Annotated in this window: 17 protein-coding genes and 1 riboswitch; of the genes, 5 read left to right on the plus strand and 12 right to left on the minus strand. The window is 68.3% G+C overall.

Features of this window, described 5'->3' with window-relative positions; translation table 11 throughout:
• Nucleotides 1-60: 60 nt before the first annotated feature.
• A complete protein-coding gene (locus tag AB0I19_RS24700) occupies nt 61-645 on the plus strand; it encodes a TetR/AcrR family transcriptional regulator C-terminal domain-containing protein (RefSeq protein ID WP_067498719.1) in 585 nt (194 codons plus the stop codon).
• 4 nt (nt 646-649) lie between these two features.
• Here AB0I19_RS24700 and AB0I19_RS24705 read toward each other — a convergent pair whose 3' ends face one another.
• On the minus strand, nt 650-1786 hold the full coding sequence (locus AB0I19_RS24705) for an alpha/beta hydrolase (protein WP_357151529.1): 1137 nt from the start codon (nt 1784-1786) through the stop codon (nt 650-652).
• Between the two features lie 45 nt (nt 1787-1831).
• On the minus strand, nt 1832-2590 hold the full coding sequence (locus AB0I19_RS24710; RefSeq protein ID WP_357151531.1) for a helix-turn-helix domain-containing protein: 759 nt from the start codon (nt 2588-2590) through the stop codon (nt 1832-1834).
• 62 nt (nt 2591-2652) lie between these two features.
• Here AB0I19_RS24710 and AB0I19_RS24715 point away from each other — a divergent pair, with 62 nt between their 5' ends.
• A complete protein-coding gene (locus AB0I19_RS24715; protein WP_357151533.1) occupies nt 2653-3243 on the plus strand; it encodes a TIGR03086 family metal-binding protein in 591 nt (196 codons plus the stop codon).
• 26 nt (nt 3244-3269) lie between these two features.
• Here the strand turns inward: AB0I19_RS24715 and AB0I19_RS24720 are convergent, their stop codons facing one another.
• Genes AB0I19_RS24720 through AB0I19_RS24740 form a run of 5 tightly spaced genes read right to left on the minus strand, consistent with a single transcriptional unit; the run spans nt 3270 to nt 8538 of the window.
• The gene (locus AB0I19_RS24720) at nt 3270-4445 is read right to left on the minus strand and encodes an MFS transporter (protein ID WP_357151535.1); all 1176 of its coding nucleotides are present in this window, start codon (nt 4443-4445) and stop codon (nt 3270-3272) included.
• 52 nt (nt 4446-4497) lie between these two features.
• On the minus strand, nt 4498-5850 hold the full coding sequence (locus tag AB0I19_RS24725) for an LLM class flavin-dependent oxidoreductase (protein WP_357151571.1): 1353 nt from the start codon (nt 5848-5850) through the stop codon (nt 4498-4500).
• A complete protein-coding gene (locus tag AB0I19_RS24730; protein WP_357151537.1) occupies nt 5844-6611 on the minus strand; it encodes an ABC transporter ATP-binding protein in 768 nt (255 codons plus the stop codon). The genes AB0I19_RS24725 and AB0I19_RS24730 overlap by 7 nt, the downstream gene beginning before the upstream one ends.
• On the minus strand, nt 6587-7447 hold the full coding sequence (locus AB0I19_RS24735) for an ABC transporter permease (RefSeq protein ID WP_357151539.1): 861 nt from the start codon (nt 7445-7447) through the stop codon (nt 6587-6589). The genes AB0I19_RS24730 and AB0I19_RS24735 overlap by 25 nt, the downstream gene beginning before the upstream one ends.
• Nucleotides 7447-8538: an ABC transporter substrate-binding protein gene (locus AB0I19_RS24740; RefSeq protein WP_357151541.1), complete on the minus strand. Its 1092-nt coding sequence runs from the start codon at nt 8536-8538 to the stop codon at nt 7447-7449. Before AB0I19_RS24740 ends, AB0I19_RS24735 begins: the two co-directional genes overlap by 1 nt.
• A gap of 62 nt (nt 8539-8600) precedes the next feature.
• Nucleotides 8601-8749, plus strand: a riboswitch (cobalamin riboswitch).
• Nucleotides 8750-8776: 27 nt separating this feature from the next.
• Between AB0I19_RS24740 and AB0I19_RS24745 the strand changes: the two genes are divergently transcribed.
• From AB0I19_RS24745 to AB0I19_RS24755, 3 genes are read left to right on the plus strand one after another with little or no spacing between them, the layout of a single operon-like run.
• Nucleotides 8777-9808, plus strand: coding sequence for an iron ABC transporter permease (locus AB0I19_RS24745; protein WP_357151543.1), 1032 nt, complete (start codon nt 8777-8779; stop codon nt 9806-9808).
• Complete coding sequence (locus AB0I19_RS24750) at nt 9805-10614, plus strand: ABC transporter ATP-binding protein (protein WP_357151545.1); 810 nt, start codon at nt 9805-9807, stop codon at nt 10612-10614. Before AB0I19_RS24745 ends, AB0I19_RS24750 begins: the two co-directional genes overlap by 4 nt.
• Nucleotides 10611-11645, plus strand: coding sequence for an ABC transporter substrate-binding protein (locus tag AB0I19_RS24755; protein WP_357151547.1), 1035 nt, complete (start codon nt 10611-10613; stop codon nt 11643-11645). The genes AB0I19_RS24750 and AB0I19_RS24755 overlap by 4 nt, the downstream gene beginning before the upstream one ends.
• 4 nt (nt 11646-11649) lie before the next feature.
• On the opposite strand, the gene AB0I19_RS24760 is transcribed toward AB0I19_RS24755, so the two are convergent.
• The 5 genes from AB0I19_RS24760 to AB0I19_RS24780 are packed head-to-tail and all read right to left on the minus strand — an operon-like array spanning nt 11650 to nt 16411.
• Nucleotides 11650-12078, minus strand: coding sequence for a nitroreductase family deazaflavin-dependent oxidoreductase (locus tag AB0I19_RS24760; RefSeq protein WP_357151549.1), 429 nt, complete (start codon nt 12076-12078; stop codon nt 11650-11652).
• 32 nt (nt 12079-12110) lie between these two features.
• A complete protein-coding gene (locus AB0I19_RS24765) occupies nt 12111-13307 on the minus strand; it encodes an ROK family protein (RefSeq protein WP_357151551.1) in 1197 nt (398 codons plus the stop codon).
• A gap of 25 nt (nt 13308-13332) precedes the next feature.
• Nucleotides 13333-14574 (minus strand): ABC transporter permease, encoded by a 1242-nt coding sequence (locus AB0I19_RS24770; protein WP_067644830.1) that lies wholly within the window; start codon nt 14572-14574, stop codon nt 13333-13335.
• Nucleotides 14571-15326 carry an ATP-binding cassette domain-containing protein gene (locus AB0I19_RS24775; protein WP_357151553.1) on the minus strand — a complete coding sequence of 252 codons (756 nt, stop codon included), beginning with the start codon at nt 15324-15326 and terminating at the stop codon, nt 14571-14573. The genes AB0I19_RS24770 and AB0I19_RS24775 overlap by 4 nt, the downstream gene beginning before the upstream one ends.
• On the minus strand, nt 15326-16411 hold the full coding sequence (locus AB0I19_RS24780) for a substrate-binding domain-containing protein (protein WP_357151555.1): 1086 nt from the start codon (nt 16409-16411) through the stop codon (nt 15326-15328). The genes AB0I19_RS24775 and AB0I19_RS24780 overlap by 1 nt, the downstream gene beginning before the upstream one ends.
• Between the last annotated feature and the right edge of the window lie 277 nt (nt 16412-16688).

The following is a 16688-nucleotide window of genomic DNA, read 5'->3' on the forward strand; positions in this document are numbered from 1 at the left end:
TAGGGTAGCGGGAAGTAGTGAGTCACGACACTCGGGTCGCGAATCGGCGGAAGGACACCTGTGCAGCTGCGGAAGACGGACGTGGTCGACGCCGCGGTGACGATTCTGGATCAGTACGGGCTGGCGGATCTGACGATGCGCAGGTTGGCCGGGTCGCTGCAGGTGCAGCCGGGCGCCCTGTACTGGCACGTCAAGGACAAGCAGTCGCTGCTCGGCGCGGTGGCCGACCGGATCCTCGCACCCATGGACGAGCCGATCGCCGCCACCGAGTGGCCCGAGCAGCTCACCGAGCTCGCGCATCGGCTGCGCGACTGCCTGCTCGCCTACCGTGACGGTGCCGAACTGGTCTCGGCGACCTACGCGTCGCGGTTGACCACGAGCAAGGCGCGAGAACGGCTGGCGGGCATCGTGATCCGGGCAGGCATGACGAGGGAGGAAGCCGAACTCACGGCCTACACCCTGCTCTACTACGTACTCGGCCAGACCGTCGACGAGCAGTCGCGCATGCAGATGGACTCGGTCGGCGCCCTGCCCGCCGACAACACTCCCCTGTTCGAGACACCGGACGCCACCGCACGATTCGACTTCGGCCTGCAGTTGTTCATCGCCGGGGTGCGCACCATCCTCGGCTCCCGGGTGCGCTGATTCCTCACCGGCGGTCGCGGACCGCCTGCTGATAGCGGAACAGGAACGGCAGCACCTGCGACTCGATCGCGGCGTTGTATTCGCGCGGTCGCTGTATCGGGTTCGCGTGACCGGTTCCGGCCGCCCGCACCACGAGGAGGTTGCCGTCGACCCCGCCCGCGTGCTCGGCCAGCACCCGGCGCGAGTACTCGACATCGACGACGTCGTCGCGCGTGGCGTCGCCGGGGCGGATGAACACGACGGCCGGGCTTTCGCGATCGGGGTTCGGCCGGGCGAGCGCGCGCAGATCGGCGGCGCCACCACCCGCGACGATGGCCAGGAACTGCGATTCGATCAGGCCGTTGCTCGCCGCGTTCTCGGAGAAGATCTTGTCGCGCAGCACTTCTTCGGCCACCTCGCGAAGTTCACCGAAGTCGATCCCGGGCAGCGGTGCGCCGGGAACGGTGAAACGTTCACGCCGGGCGGCCATCTCGACTGTGAAGCGCAGCAGTCTGCTCTCCCGCGCGCCCGGCAGCCAGCCGGTCCAGCGCAGCAGTTCGGCTCCGCGACTGCGGCTTTCGGGGCGAACGGCGTGGAGGTCGATCGGCGTGCAGTCGAGAACCACTCCGACCAATCGCCGGTCACTGCCCAGGTGGATGTGGCGGGCCACCTCGAGCGCGACCACCCCGCCCATGCTGTGCCCCACCAGCACGATATTGCGCACGGCGCCGTAGCGGGCGGCACGCACGATCATGTCGGCGATGACCTTGGTGTCGATACCGGCGTCGTCGTAACGCACCGCCCACACCACACCGAGTTGGTTCAGCACGGGCAGCGCCGACGCGGTCGGGACGGCGTTCACTCCGCCGAGGCCGACGAGATCGACCACGGCGGTGTCCCAGTTCCGGGAATCGGCGGGCAACGCAACCGGCAGCAGGTCGGGCGCGGTCTGTTCGAGCCGAGCCCGCTCGGGCGTCACATCGTATTTCCAGTACTGCGCGAACACGATGAGCCCGATCAGGACCACACCGACCGCGCGCATCACCACCAGTCGGGCGCGCCCCCAACGCCCGTGTCCTGCCCGGGTTTCACGCAGCCGTTCCCGCCGTCGCGCGTCGTCGTAGTCCGCGACGGTGGACGGATGCCGCTCGAACGTCGACATATCTCCACTGTAGGGGCGGCCGCCGCGGCCCCGGCCCGACGAGCGTCAGCCGCCGAAGCCGTCGTATCGCTGGGCGTAACCCGTCGGCGGTTCCCCGAAAACGGTGCGGAAATCCCGGCTGAGGTGGGCTTGATCGGCGTATCCGAGGTCGACGGCCAGCCCCGCCCAGTCGACCTCGCCTCCGTTCTCGAGCCGCTCGGTGATCTCCCGCAGCCGATACCGCCGAATCACCCATTTCGGACCGATTCCGACGTACTCCGCGAACAGCCGCTGCAACCCACGCACCGTGGTCGCGAACCGATCCGCAACCTCGTCGACCCTGGTCACGGTGGGGTCGGCGGCGATACCGGCCACCACCCGCGCGGCGAGATCGGCGCGGGAGTCGGGCGCGGGCAGCCGGGCTTCGAGGAACCGGCAGGCCGCTGCGGGATCCGTGAGACTTGTCACGCCGGGTCCGAAAACCGTTGTGGCGTCGATCGTTCGGTCGCGCAACGACGCGACGGATGCGCCGAGGAACGGCCGGAACATCCCCGGTCGGAAGGCGACCCCGAACACGGAACCGATGCCGGAGAGCTCGCGATACACGTGTGCGGACGACGGGCCGTGCAGTTCGACACGCCCGTCCCGACAGGTGAGGTGGACGTTGGGCAGCGGTACGACGAGCTGGCGGTAGGGCCGGTCGTAATTCCAGGCGACCGCCCAGAACCGTTCCACGTATCCCGCCAGTTCGGCGGGCGGCTCGGTGAAGGTGTGGCGTTGCGAGGTGCGCCACGCACCGCCGAGTTCCCGTGGGTCTCGCTGCACGCCGGCAGTGTATGTCGCGTTTGTTCAAGACACGGGTGGGCGGCCGGTGGTTTGCTCGCCCTATGTCCGAGAACGAACGTGTGGCCCGCGCTGCGGTGCCGTTGTCGAAGATCATCCGTACTGTCACACCGGATCAGCTGAACGCGCCGACACCGTGTGCCGAGTTCGATGTGCGAGCTCTGCTGAATCACTTGTTGTTCTGGGGCCCGTCGCTGATCGGGGCGGGTCGTAAGGAAAGTGTTCCGCCGCCTGCCGCTGCCGAATCCGACGTCGACCTGGTCACCGCAGAGTGGGCGGCCGCCCTCGAAACGCAGCTCGACGAACTCGCCACCATCTGGCGTGAGCCCGCGGCGTGGGCGGGCGTCACCCACATGGGTGGACCGACGGAACTGCCCTCGGCGATGATCGGCGGGATGGTCGTCGGCGAGCTGATCGTGCACGGCTGGGACCTGTCCCGAGCGCTCGGCACGCCGGTGTCGTGGGACGACGATCTCCTCGCGGACGTCTACGCCGAAACCGCGGCCACCGCCGAGCAAGGGCGCGGCATGGGAATCTACGGGCCCGAAGTACCGGTCTCCCCCGATGCCACGCTCATCGACCGAATCCTCGGTGTCACCGGTCGCGATCCCGGGTGGCAGCCACCGGTTCGATAGCCGACAGCCGTGGGCCGCAAGGCTGGTCAGCCGTCGGTACGCGAGATCGGCCCGGGGAACCACCGATACATCGCGACCGTCCCGAGCCCGAGGATGCCCGCGAGTAGCCCACCAGCGGCGGCCAGCCCGGCGAAGGCGCCGACCAGCCCGACCGCGACCGGCCCGGCGAACATCCCGGCGTCGTGGGTCACGCGCCACGCCCCGAGGAATTCGGCGCGCCGGTCCGGTGGGGCGGCGAACGCCCCGACGGTCATGATGAGACCGTTGCTCAGTCCGTTCGCCAGGCCGAGCAGCATGGTGGCCGCGCCCATGGTGAGCACGGAATCGGTGAAAGGCAATGCCGCGTAACCGGCGGCGAAACAGATGCCGCAGGCGACGCCGGTGACGCGGCTGCCCGCCCGGTCCAGCCACACTCCGGCCGGGTAGGACATGAGCACGTCGAGCGCACCCGCCAGCCCGAACAGCAGACTCGTCGTCGCGGCGTCGATACCGAGGTGCACGGCCCACAGCGGCAGCAGCGCCGATCGCGACGCGCGCGCCGCCCCGACCGCGACCGCCGCGAGGCCGAGAGTGCCGAGTGCCCTGCGGTTTTCGGAGACCACCGTGTGCAGTGGCCGCGACGACGGCTCGTCCGGGGCGCCCGACCCGATCGTCAGCATCGCCGCGGCCGCCAGCACGGTGGTCACGAGCTGCAACCACAGTGCCCCGATCGGACCGAACCCGTGCACCAGTGCCGCGCCGAGGAAAGGCCCACCGAAGAACCCCAACCGGTGCGCACCAGCCAATGTCGACAGGGCCCGCCCGCGCTGCTCCGGTGCCACCACCGAAACCAGATAGGTCTGCCGGGCCAGCCCCCACACCGCGCCGGCCGCACCGATGAGCAGCAAACCCACCGCCAGCACACCGATATTCGGCGCGAGGATCGCCGCGGCCACGCCGACCAGACCGAGCCCGCTGCCGACACCGATCGCGGCCCGCTCCCCGATCCGCGCGACGATCCGCCCGGCGGGCAGGTCCGTGAGAACCATGCCGAGCCCGCTCAACGCGACGATCAACCCGGCCGCACCCGCCGACGCACCGAGGTCGAGGGCCCGCAGCGCGTACATCGGCGCGGCGGCACCGGTCCCGATGCCGTACAACACCATCGGCGCGAAGACCGGCAGAACAAGCGTCCGCAGCCGAACAGGAGAATCGTCGAGCATCACCGCCCGGCAACCGATCCACCGCTATCAGCCGGACAACAACTTTCGTCGCTCATCCAACACTCGCCGGTTCGGGCGCGAATCGGCTCGCGGGTCGGGCGAGTCCGAAGTGGTCGCGCAATGTCGTTCCCGAGTACTCGGTGCGAAACAGCCCGCGCTCCTGCAGGATCGGCACCACCGTCGAGGTGAACACCTCGAGTCCGCCGGGGTACCAGGGCGGCATCACATTGAATCCGTCGGCCGCGCCGTGGGTGAACCATTCCTCTATGGTGTCAGCGACCTGTTCGGGGGTTCCGGCGATCACCCGGTGACCGCGCGCACCGGCCAATCGGTGCAGCAATCCGCGCAACGTCGGTCGTTCGCGCTCGACGATTCCGGCCACCACCTGCAGCCTGCTGCGCGCATTGTCGGTGACATCGCCTGCCCCGGCGAAGACCTCCACCGGCACCACCTCGTCGAGCGCGTACCCGCGCAGCGACGTCCCGGTGATCGATTCCAGTTGCTTCAACCCGTATTCCGGCACGGTGAGCTCGTTGAACTCACGCTCCAGACGCCGCGCCGCGGACTCGGTGTCGGCGGTGAACGGGCTGATGCCCGGCAGAATCCGCACCTCCTCGGCGTCGCGCCCGTACTCCGCGGCCTTGGCCTTGATGTCGGCGTAGAAGGCCTGGGCATCCGAAAGGCGCTGGTGCGCCGTGAAAATCGCCTCGGCGTACCGGCCGGCGAACGCACGGCCCTCGTTGGAGGCACCGGCCTGCACCAGCACGGGCCGCCCCTGTGGTGTCCGGGCCGAGTTGAAAGGTCCACGCACCCGCAGGTATTCACCGACGAAATCGATCGGATGGATCTTGTCCGCGTCCGCGTAGATGCCCGCCGCCCGGTCGAGCACGATCGCGTCGTCCTCCCAGCTGTCCCACAGCGCGACCACCGCGTCGACGAATTCACGCGCCCTGGCATACCGCTCACGATGATCGGGATGCCGGTCGAGACCGAAATTGGCTGCCGCCAGGTCGGTTCCGGTGGTGACGATGTTCCAGCCGGCCCGACCACCCGAGATGTGGTCGAGCGAGGAGAACAACCGTGCGAGGTTGTACGGCTCGTAGTACGTGGTCGACGCGGTAGCGATGAGCCCCAGATGCGTTGTGGCGGAGGCGATCGCGGTGAGCAACGTGATCGGTTCGAGCCCGGGGGCGGCATTGTGGCGCACGTCGGTACGCAAGGCGGGGCCGTCGGCGAAGAACACCGCGTCCAGCTTCGCCGCCTCCGCGGTGCGCCCGATCTCCTGGTAGTAGGTCACGTCGTAGATGCGGTCCGGCCGGCTGTCGGGATGCCGCCAAGCGGCCTCGTGATGACCGGACGGGTAGATGAAGGCGTTCAGACTCAGTTGCCGCGGTGCGTTCACGATGCCTGCTTCACTGTCTCGAGGTCGGTGGTGTCCACGCCGAGCCCGGCCAGCAGCACCTCACGCAACCGGATGAACTCGGGGTTGGCGTGCCTGCGCGGTCGGGCGATGTCGATGCGCTGATCGATGGCGATACGGCCCTCGTCGAGGACCAGCACCCGGTCGGCCAGCAGCAGTGTCTCGTCCACGTCATGGGTCACCAGCAACACGGCGGGCTGATGCCGTGCGCACAGCGCCTGCAACAGCGAGTGCATGCGGATCCTGGTGAGGGCGTCGAGCGCGCCGAACGGTTCGTCGGCCAGCAACAGTTCCGGCTCGCGCACCAGCGATCGGGCCAGCGCCACCCGCTGTTGTTCGCCACCGGAAAGCTCACGGGGCCAAGCCTTCTCGCGTCCACCGAGGCCCACCTCGGCCAGCGCTGACCGGCCGCGCTCGGCGGCGTCGCGGCCGGTGAGTCCGAGCACCACATTGTCGAGTACCCGTGCCCAGGGCAGCAGCCGCGAATCCTGGAACACCACAGCGCGCCGTCCGGGCACGTTCAGTTCTCCGGAGCCCGGTACCTGTCCGTCGAGTTCGGCCAGGGCGCGCAACAGCGTGCTCTTACCCGACCCACTGCGTCCCAGCAGCGCCACGAACTCTCCGCGACGGATCGCAATATCTATACCCCGCAATATGACACGCTGCCCGAAGCCTCGGGTGAGGCCCCTGGTCCGCACCACCGCGCGGTCGTCGCGCTCGATCAGTCGCCCAGCGTCTGTCGCCATGCCAGTACCTTCCGTTCCGTTGTCCGCACGGCGAGGTCGCCGAAGAGTCCGAGAAGTCCGTAGATCACCAGGCCGACGACGATCACGTCGATCTGCCCGTAGGTGCGCGCCTGCGTCATCAGATATCCGATGCCGCTGGTCGCGTTCACCTGTTCGACGACAACCAGCGCCAGCCACGAAATCGTCACCGCGAGCCGCAGCCCGAGAAAGAAGCCGGGCAACGACCCGGGCAGTGCGACGCGGCGCAGGAATCCCCACCGCGACAGCCCGACCGTCTCGGCAAGCTCCACATAGCGCGCGTCCACACCGCGCAGATACGCATGGGTGTTGAGGTAGATCGGGATCAGCACGCTGGTCGTGATGACGATCAGCTTCATCTCCTCGCCGATCCCGAACCACACGATGAACAGCGGGATCAGCGCCAACGTCGGAATGGCGCGTTTGATCTGCACCGGGCCGTCGACCAGCGCCTCCCCGACCCGGCTCAACCCGGCGATCAGCGCGAGCACCACCCCGATCACCACACCGAGCACCAGCCCGATCACCGCCCGTTGCAGCGAGGTGAGCAGATTGGACTGCAATCGCCCGTCCGCGATCAACTCCCCCGCCGTCCGCGCGACCGTCCACGGTGCGGGCAATGTCTCGGGATCCAGTGCACCCGTGGCCGATCCGACGACCCACGCGCCGACGAGCAACGCCGGACCGAGCGCGAAACCGAACGGAATGGGCTTGCCGGGGCCGAGCCTTCGCTTGCCGCGGCCACGCGGAGCCAATTCGGGCTCGCCGGTCCGGTGTGCCCGGACACGCCGCACCACACCGGCTTCGAGGGTCGCCATCAGCTCACCGCCCCGGCGAAGGCCGCGCCGCTCGCGGTGACGGCCTCGGTGACCGCCGCGTCGAAACGCAGGTCGAAACCGTCGGCGGCGGTGATCTTCTTCGGCAACTCACCGGCGGCATCGATCGCGTCGATCGTGCTCTGTTGACGCGCGACCAACTGCTGGTCCAGGTGCGGGAACGTATAGGTGCCGAGCGATTCCACGATCCGCCGCGCGTCGTCGGGGCTCACCTTCTGGTTGCGCACGTAGTACGCGTCGGCCCATTCGGCACTGTGGGTGTTGGTCCAGTGCCAGGCCCGCACGAACGCGCCGACCAACGCCCGGGTCGCGGCCGCCTTCGCCGGATCCTGCACCACGGCACGCCGCGCGTACAGATAGGCGAGCCCGCTGTAGATGCCGCTCGTCTCCGAATCCGGGATCAGCGACGTGCCGGGAGTGCGCAGCAACCTGGTCACATTCGGTTCGATCAGCGGCGCCACATCGACCTGTCCCGTGCGCACCGCGTCGAGGAACTCCGCGAGCTGCAACCGGATCAGTTGCACGTCACCGGTTTTCAGACCCGCCTTGCTCAACGCTTTCAACACCGCCGCCTGCTGGGCGGTGCCCTCGGCGTAGGCGATCTTGCGCCCCTTCAGGTCCGTGAGCTTCGTGATCGACAAGCCCGGGGCGACAGCGAGTTTCAGCGCCTGCGGATTGGTCTGGTACGAGCCGACGATCGGCACGTCCTGTCCCGCCGCGAGTGCGTGGATCGGCGGTACGTCACCGACCTGGCCAACATCGGCCGCCCCGGCCCTGAATGCCTCCAGGATCGCTGGCCCTCCGACGAAGTTCGCGAATTCGATCTTGAACGGCAGTTTGTCCAGCTCGCCCGAGAGCCGAAGCGCGTGCTGCAACCGCTCCTGCTGGTCGGCGACCACGAGGGTGGTGCCCGGCGGAACCTCGGTCGGCAGCAGTGTATCGGGGGTGCCGAGCGGTTTGTCGTCACCGCCCGCGCATCCGGTCAGGCCGAGAGTCGCGGCGGTGGCCACCGCGAGGAACGCGGCGGTGACGCGGCCACGCAGGCCGTGCCCAGAGGTGTTCGGTCGGTACATACCCGGATTCAAGCAACCGGACAAACCGGCGAACACCCTTTGCCTTACCGTGAGCCGAACCCGGCGCTGTGCCGGCACCCGGTGCCGCGCTACAGTCGGTGGGTCATCCCCGGTGGGTGCGGGAATCCGGTGCAATTCCGGGACGGTCGCGCCACTGTGATCGCCTCACGGCGAAAGTCAGACCTCCCTCGCCGGGCACCCTCTGAAAGGGCCGCGCCTTGCCTCTGGAGAACCCGCGATGATCCGTGCACGGATCTCGCTCGCACTGCCCGTGCTCGCGGTGTTGCTGCTGGTCGCCATGATCGCCGCCACCGGCTTCGGCGCGGAGACCGTTCCCGTGCGCGCGGTACTCGACACCCTCGGCGCCCGGCTCACCGGAACCACCCCCACCGACCCGGGCATCGACACCATCGTCTGGCAGCTGCGCGTCCCGCGCACCATCCTCGCCGCCGTGGTCGGTGCCGGTCTCGCGGTGGCGGGCGCCGCGATGCAGACCCTGGTCCGCAACCCGCTCGCCGACCCCTACCTGCTCGGTGTCTCCTCCGGCGCGGCCGTCGGTGCGGCGGCCGTGATCACCTCCGGCCTGTTCGCGGGTGCCGGCATGTGGGCGTTGTCCGGCGGTGCGCTCGCGGGCGCTTTCGGTGCGGCGACCCTCGTGTTCCTCATCGCCCTTGCGCAGGGCGGACTCACCCCGTTGCGGCTGGTGCTCACCGGTACCGTGCTCGGTTCGGCCTTCGCCGCGTGCAGCAGCTACCTGGTGTTCCGCAGCACCGATCCCGCCGCCGCCGAATCGGTGCTGTTCTGGCTGCTCGGCAGCCTCGCGGGCGCCGACTGGTCGACCCTGGCACTCCCGCTGACCGTCGTCGCGCTCTGTGCCACGATCCTGGTCGCGATCGCGGGCTGGCTCGACGCCCTCACCCTCGGCGCCGACACCGCCTCGTCCCTCGGTGTGCCGGTGACGGGCCTGCGGATCGGGTTGTTCGTGCTGCTCGCGGTGCTCGTCGGTGTGCTGGTCGCGGTGTCGGGTGGGATCGGATTCGTCGGCCTGGTCGTCCCGCATGCCGCGCGCATGATCGTCGGCCCACGGCATCGCGATCTGCTGCCCGCCTGCGCACTGTGCGGGGCGTTGTTCCTGGTGGTCGCCGATGCCGCCACCCGGGTGCTGGTGCGCCCCACCGAGATTCCAGTCGGTGTCCTCACCGGCCTCATCGGCGCCCCCACCTTCCTGCTGCTGATGGGCAGACGCCGCTACCGGTTCGGCACCTCATGAGCACCGACGAACCGCCGCTTCTCGAACACGGCAGGCTCCATGCGCGCGAGCTCACCTGCGCCATCGGCCGACGAACGGTTCTCGCGGAGGTGGACTTCTCGATCGAGCCGGGTGAGACCGTCGGCATCGTCGGCCCCAACGGCAGCGGCAAAACCACGCTGCTGCGCACCTTGTCCGGTGTACACCGCCCCCGTTCCGGCCGGGTACTCGTCGACGATCAGGTCCTGCACGATCTGCGGCCCCGCCGCCGCGCCGCGACCGTCGCGCTGGTCGCCCAGGACGAGATACCACCCGACGACATGCTTGTCGGCGAGGTCGTGGCGCTGGGGCTCACGCCGTACCTGCCGCCGTGGGGTCTGGACGCACCGCGCGAACAACAGCGTGTGACACAGGCTTTGGCGTCGGTCGACCTGCACGGCTTCGCCGGTCGACCGGTGCGCCAACTCTCCGGTGGCGAACGTCAACGGGTCCTGCTGGCCCGCGCGCTCGTCCAGAACACCCCCGTCCTGCTGCTCGACGAGCCGACCAACCATCTCGACGTCACCCATCAGCTCGAATTACTCACCCTGGTCCGCGGTCTGCGCCGCACGGTGGTGGCCGCCCTGCACGACCTGTCGCTGGCGGACCGCTATTGCGATCGGATCATCGTGTTGCACAAGGGATGTGCGCGTCCGCCCGCACCGCCGGCCGAAGCGCTCTCCCCCGCTGTCGTCGCCGAAGTGTTCGGTGTCGACGCCAACCGCGTCCGGCATCCGGTCACCGGCGAGGACCACCTGTTGATCACCCCGCGAGAGGCACGACGATGAACAACAACCCCGGCCGGATCCTGGCCACCGCCGCACTCGCCGCCGTGCTCGCGGCCTGTGCCGGAACGTCCGCCGAATCCGCGACCGCCGTGACGGTCCGCAATTGCGGTGTGGAGACCCGTTTTCCGGCACCCGCGCAGCGCATGTTCGTCAACGACGGCAATCTCATCTCGATGGTGCTGGCACTCGGTGCCCAGGATCAGGTGGCGGCGGTCTCCAGCGTCCAACGCGACGCGGCCACCCTGCGCGCCCACTACGGCGCCGAGATCGTCGACGGCCTCAATGATGTCGCCCCCGAATATCCTTCGCGCGAAACGGTTCTCGCGCAACGTCCCGACGTGATGGTCGCGGGCTGGAGCTACGGCTACGACGAGGCGAGCAACCTCACCCCGGCCGCCTTGCGCAAGGACGGCATCGCCGCCTACGTGCTCACCGAGAGCTGCCGCCAGGCCGACGGGGGCGCCGCGCGCGGCACGGTCGAACCGTGGACGGCGCTGCGCACCGATCTCACCGATCTCGGTGTCATCACCGGCCGCACCTCCCGCGCGGGCGAGGTCACCGCCGATCTCGACACCAGGCTGGCGGCCCTGGCGACCGCACCGAAACCTGCGAAGACCCCCACCGTCTTCCTCTTCGACAGCGGCACCGACACCATCTACTCGAGCGGGAAATTCGGTGCGCCCCAGGCGATCCTGGAGGCAGCGGGCGCGCGCAACATCCTCGACGACGTCGCCGACACCTGGACCAAGGTCTCCTGGGAGCGCCTGGCCGCCGCCGACCCCGACGCCATCATGTTCGTCGACTACCCCGGCCAGACCTATGCGCAGAAGGTCGACATACTGCGCGGCAAGCCCGGCATCAACAACCTGCGGGCGGTGCGGGAGGGCCGCTTCTTCAACCTGCCCTACGCCCTGTGGACGAGTGGACCGCTCAATATCGACGCCGCCGAGCAGATCCGCAAGCAATTGGAGGTCTGGAATCTGGTGCCCGCCTCGACCGTGGTCCCGCGCGCCGACGACGCGGTGCGCTGACCGGTCAGCGCCGGGTGAGCAGGACCAGCGGGATCTCGCGGGTGGTCTTTGTCTGGTAGTCGCCGTATCCCTTGTACGTCGCGACGACCTGCGGCCACAGGTCTGCCCGTTCGGCTTCCGTCGCGACGCGGGCGATCATCGGCTCGCGCGGACCGTTCTGCACGGCCACCTCGACCTCGGGGTTGTCGCGCAGGTTCAGGAACCAGGCGGGATGGGTGGGATCGCCGCCGCGCGAGGCGACGACGACGATCCGGTCCTCCTCCAGGATCGGAGCCGTGAGCATCACCGAACGCGGCTGACCCGACTTGCGTCCGATCGTGGTGAGTTCGAGCGACGGCATCCCCATCACGGTCTTGCCGATCCGCCCACCGGTGACGGCGAGCAGGGCACGGTGAACGCCGTTCATGATCTTCAGCTGCAGGTCGCTTGGCATATCGGCAAATCTACTCGGTGCTCGCACGCAGGTCAGGAGTTTTGCGAGCGAGCCAGGGTCTGCAACGGATCGGTGAGCAGCTCGGCGAAGGCCAGCTCGGCGGCGCCGACGAGCGGGGCGTCGTCGGCGAGCGCGGAGGTGCGCAACCGGACCCGCTCGCGGACCGCGAGCAGCCCGTCGACCGCCAGCCGGCTGCGCACCTGCGCCGCGGCAGCCAGATAGATCTCGCGCAGGACCCCACCGAACACCACCATGGTCGGGTTGAACACGTTGACCAGATTGGCCACGCCGTACCCGAGCCAGTCCCCCACCTGGTGCAGCGCGTCGCGCGCGTCGGCGTCACCGCGCGCGGCCGCGTCGACGATCGCCGCGACCGCGGCCCGGCCGGTCAGGTCGCTGCGACCGGCCGCCGCTATCAGGGCGAGCTCACCGGCCTCGGCTTCCAGACAACCCCGCGAGCCGCACCGGCAGGCCCGGCCGCCGGGATTCACGATCATGTGCCCGACCTCGCCGCCGTATCCGCCTTCGCCACCGAGCAGTTCGCCACCCATGATGACGCCGCCGCCGATCCCGACCTCACCGTGCAGGTAGATCAGGTCGCGTACCCCCGCCCCGACACCACGTTCACGCTCGGCGATCGCCCCGAGGTTCGCGTTGTTGCCCACCGCGACAGGCACACCGAGCCTTTCGGACAGCAATGCCCCGACCGGCACATCCACCCACCCGATATTGGGCCCGTACCGCACCACCCCGTCGCGCTCGCGCACCATCCCGCAGAACGCGAGGCCCACCCCGACACACACCGCACCCTTGTGCGCGGCGTCCATCATCGATTCCGTCATCCGCGCCAGTTCGGCGATCACCTCCTCCGGATCGAAAGTGCCCGTATCACGCGGCATTTCACACCGGTCGATGATCGCGCCACCCAAACCGACGCGCGCCACCGCGAGCCGGTCGGCACCCACGTCCAGCGCGAGGACATAGACCCGGTCGGATTCGGGGCGCACCACCAGCGACGGCCGCCCCGCTTTCCCGGTCTGTCCCGGCAACTCCTCCCGCACCAACCCCGCGGCGGCGAGGTCGGTGGTCAGGGCGAGGATCGTGCTGCGGTTCAAGCCCATTCGCTCGGCGAGCTCCGCCCGCGACAACGGTCCGCTCACGTGGACGTGGCGCAGCAGCACCGCGAGATTCCGACGGCGGATCTCGTCCGGGGAGGGTGCTGCTTTCATCCGGACCTCCCTTCCCCGTCGTCGGTCAACTTCCTGGCAGCGAACGCTTGCGCGACAGCGCGTCCACCCCCGCCGCGAGCAGCAGAACAAATCCTGTCACAACGAATTTCGTGCCCGCGCTGTAGCCCATCAGGCCCATCCCGTTGTTGATGACCGCGACCACGGCGGCACCGAGCACCGCGTCGAGCATCCGGCCGCGACCACCGAACAGGCTGGTGCCGCCGATCACCGCCGCACCGACCGCCGTCAGCAGCACATCGGAGCCACCGGTGTTGGGATCGACCGAGTTGGCTCGCGACGCGGCGATCAAACCGCCGACCGCTGCCATCGTCGAACAGAGCACGAAGGCGCTGATCTTGATCCGGTCCACCGGAATGCCCGCGCGCCGAGCCGCTTCCACATTGCCGCCCACCGCGTAGATGTGGCGCCCGAACGAGGTGCGGTTGAGCACGAACGTCCACAGCAGCAGCAACGCCACGATGATCGGTACCACGATCGGCATGCCCTGCAGCGAGTTGACTTCGGGATTGCGGCTGCGTTCGTCGTTGAGGATCGCCACCGCGACACCGGCGACCACCGCCACCGCCGCGATCCGCAGCGTCACCACCGCGGCACTCTCGCCGGTGAGCCCGAGCTGGGTACGCGCCCGCAACTTGCGGTACTGCACGAACCCGAACCCGGCGAGCAGCACCGCGTACATCACCCAGCCGAGCAGCGGCGGCACGTTCTTGTTCGCGATGGCGAGGATCGTCTCGTCGTGGATGGAGATATTGCGCCCGTTGTCCATGATCTTGAGCGCCACACCCTGCAGCGCGAGGAACGCCGCGAGGGTCACCACGAACGAGGGCACCCCGATCTTCACCACGATCGCCCCGATGGCCAGCCCGATCACCACCCCGGTGAGCAGCGCGACGAGCACCGCCGAATACCACGGCCAGCCCTTGTCGGTGAGCAGCACCGCGAGCACCGCCGCGCACACACCACTGGTGAACCCGGCCGACAGGTCGATCTCGCCGAGCAACAGGACGAAGATCAACCCCATGGCGATCACCGCGATCGCGGCGCCCTGGGTGAACAGATTCGCGATATTGCCCTGCGTCATGAACACCGGCCGCGCGATCCAGAACACCACCGACAGCACCACAAGCGCGATCACCGAGGGCAACGCCCCCATGTTCCCACTGCGCACCCGTCCGACATACGAGTTCACCAGTTCGCTGACCGGAGCCGTCGCGGCCGTACTCTTCTCCGTCACCGTCGTGCTCATGCCTTCACCCCGAGACTGCCGCTGCGGCCGGAGGTGATCAGCTCGACCACCTGCGAATGAGTCACGTCGGTGGTGCGGACCTGCGCGGCCATCCGGCCCAGATAGAGCGCCGCGATCCGGTCGGAGACCGCGAACACGTCGTTCATGTTGTGCGAGATCAGCACCACCGCAAGCCCTTTGTCGGCCAGCCGGCGCACCAGTTCCAGCACCTGCTGAGTCTGGGCGACGCCGAGTGCGGCGGTCGGTTCGTCCAGAATCACCACCTTGCTGTTCCACAGCACCGCTTTGGCGATGGCCACGGTCTGACGCTGACCACCCGACAGGCTCGCCACCTTCTGCCGCACCGACTTGACGGTCCGCACCGACAGCCCGGCCAGGGTGCGCCCGGCCAGTTCCTCCATACCGTATTCGTCGAGCACGATCCCGTGCTTGCGTTCGCGGCCGAGAAACATGTTCTGCACGATGTCGAGGTTGTCGCAGAGCGCAAGGTCCTGATACACGATCTCGATGCCGAGCTCGGCGGCGTCACGTGGGTTGCCGATCTGCACCGGCTCGCCCTCGAACAGGATCTCGCCCGCATCGATCGGATGGGTGCCGCCGATGCATTTGACCAGGGTCGATTTGCCGGCGCCGTTGTCGCCGACCAGCGCGGTCACCTCGCCTGGATAGGCCGAGAAATCAACCGTGTGCAAGACATGGACGGGGCCGAAACTCTTGTCGATACCCCGTAATTCGATGACCGGGGTGTCCATCAGCGCACGCCGTTGTCGGCACAGAGCTTGGCGAACTCACCCGCGCACAGCTCGGCCTTGTCGACGAATCCGTCGGCGACCACATCGTTGACGTTGTTCTTGAAGATCGCCTTCGGCTCGAGCAGCACCGCGGGCACCTTCGTCTTCGACTCGGGGTCGTCGACGGTGCTGTTCGCCTCGGCCTTCTCCCCCTTGGCCAGCGCGATCGCGAGCTTCGCGCCCGCGGCGGCCTCGAGCTTGATCGCCTTGTAGACGGTCATGCACTGATCGCCGGCGAGCACGTTCTGCAGCCCCTGCTCGGTCGCGTCCTGACCCGTCACCGGCACCTGCCCGTTGAGCTTCTGCTTCTTCAGCACCGCGATGGCGGCGTTCGCCAGCCCGTCGTTCGCCGCCACGACGCCGCCGAGGTTCGGTGTACCGGTGAGCATCTGCTCGAAGATGGTGCCTGCCTTGGTGTTGTCCCACTCCGGCACGGCCTGGTCCGGCCCCTTCACCAGCTCGCCCGCGGCGAACTTCGGCGCCAAGGCACCGTCGTAGCCGTTCTTGAACAGGGTCGCGTTGTTGTCGGTCGGACCGCCGTTGAGGTAGGCGACGACCGGCTTCACGGCCTGTTTGTCGGTCAGACACTTGGCCAGACCATTGCCCATCAGCTCGCCGACCTTCACGTTGTCGAACGAGACGTAGTAGGGCGCACCGCCGCCCAGCGTGAGCCGGTCGTAGTCGATGACGGTGACACCTTGGGCCTTGGCTTTTTGGATCACGGCTTTGCCGGTGCCGCTGTCGAGGTTGGTGATCATCAGCACCGAGGCGCCGTTGGTGATCATCTGGTCGGCGATGGTCTGGAAGGCGTTCTTGTCGCCCTGCGCGTTCTGGATGTCGGCCTTGATCCCGGCCTCGTCGAACGCCTGCTGCAGGTACTTGCGATCCGCCGTCTCCCACCGCGCCGAGGTCTTGCTGTCGGGCAGGATCACGCCGATCTTGGCGCCGCTGCCCGAGTTGGAGCTGCTGTCATCACCGCCGCAGGCGGTGACCGAGGTGAGAAGTGCGATCGAGACGGCCGCGATGCCGAAGATCCCCTGACGCATGAGGGTGGGCCTTTCGTGGAACCACCGCCCGCTGGGCGGACGAGCTGGAGCGAATGTTGTGCTCGACAACTTATTCGAGGCCGTCCGATTGCACAGCGGATTGAGCAAAGGATTTGTTGTCGGCGATAACAATCAAGCAACGAGCGGCGTACCCGCCCAGCTCAGAGGTGGTTTCCTGGTCCGGAAACGACGAAAGCCCCCTGACCGTAGTCAGAGGGCTTTCGTGAATGATTGTCCGGCGGTGTCCTACTCTCCCACACCCTGTCGAGTGCAGTAC

Source organism: Nocardia sp. NPDC050413 (genome assembly GCF_040655475.1).
GTDB classification, from domain to species: domain Bacteria; phylum Actinomycetota; class Actinomycetes; order Mycobacteriales; family Mycobacteriaceae; genus Nocardia; species Nocardia coubleae.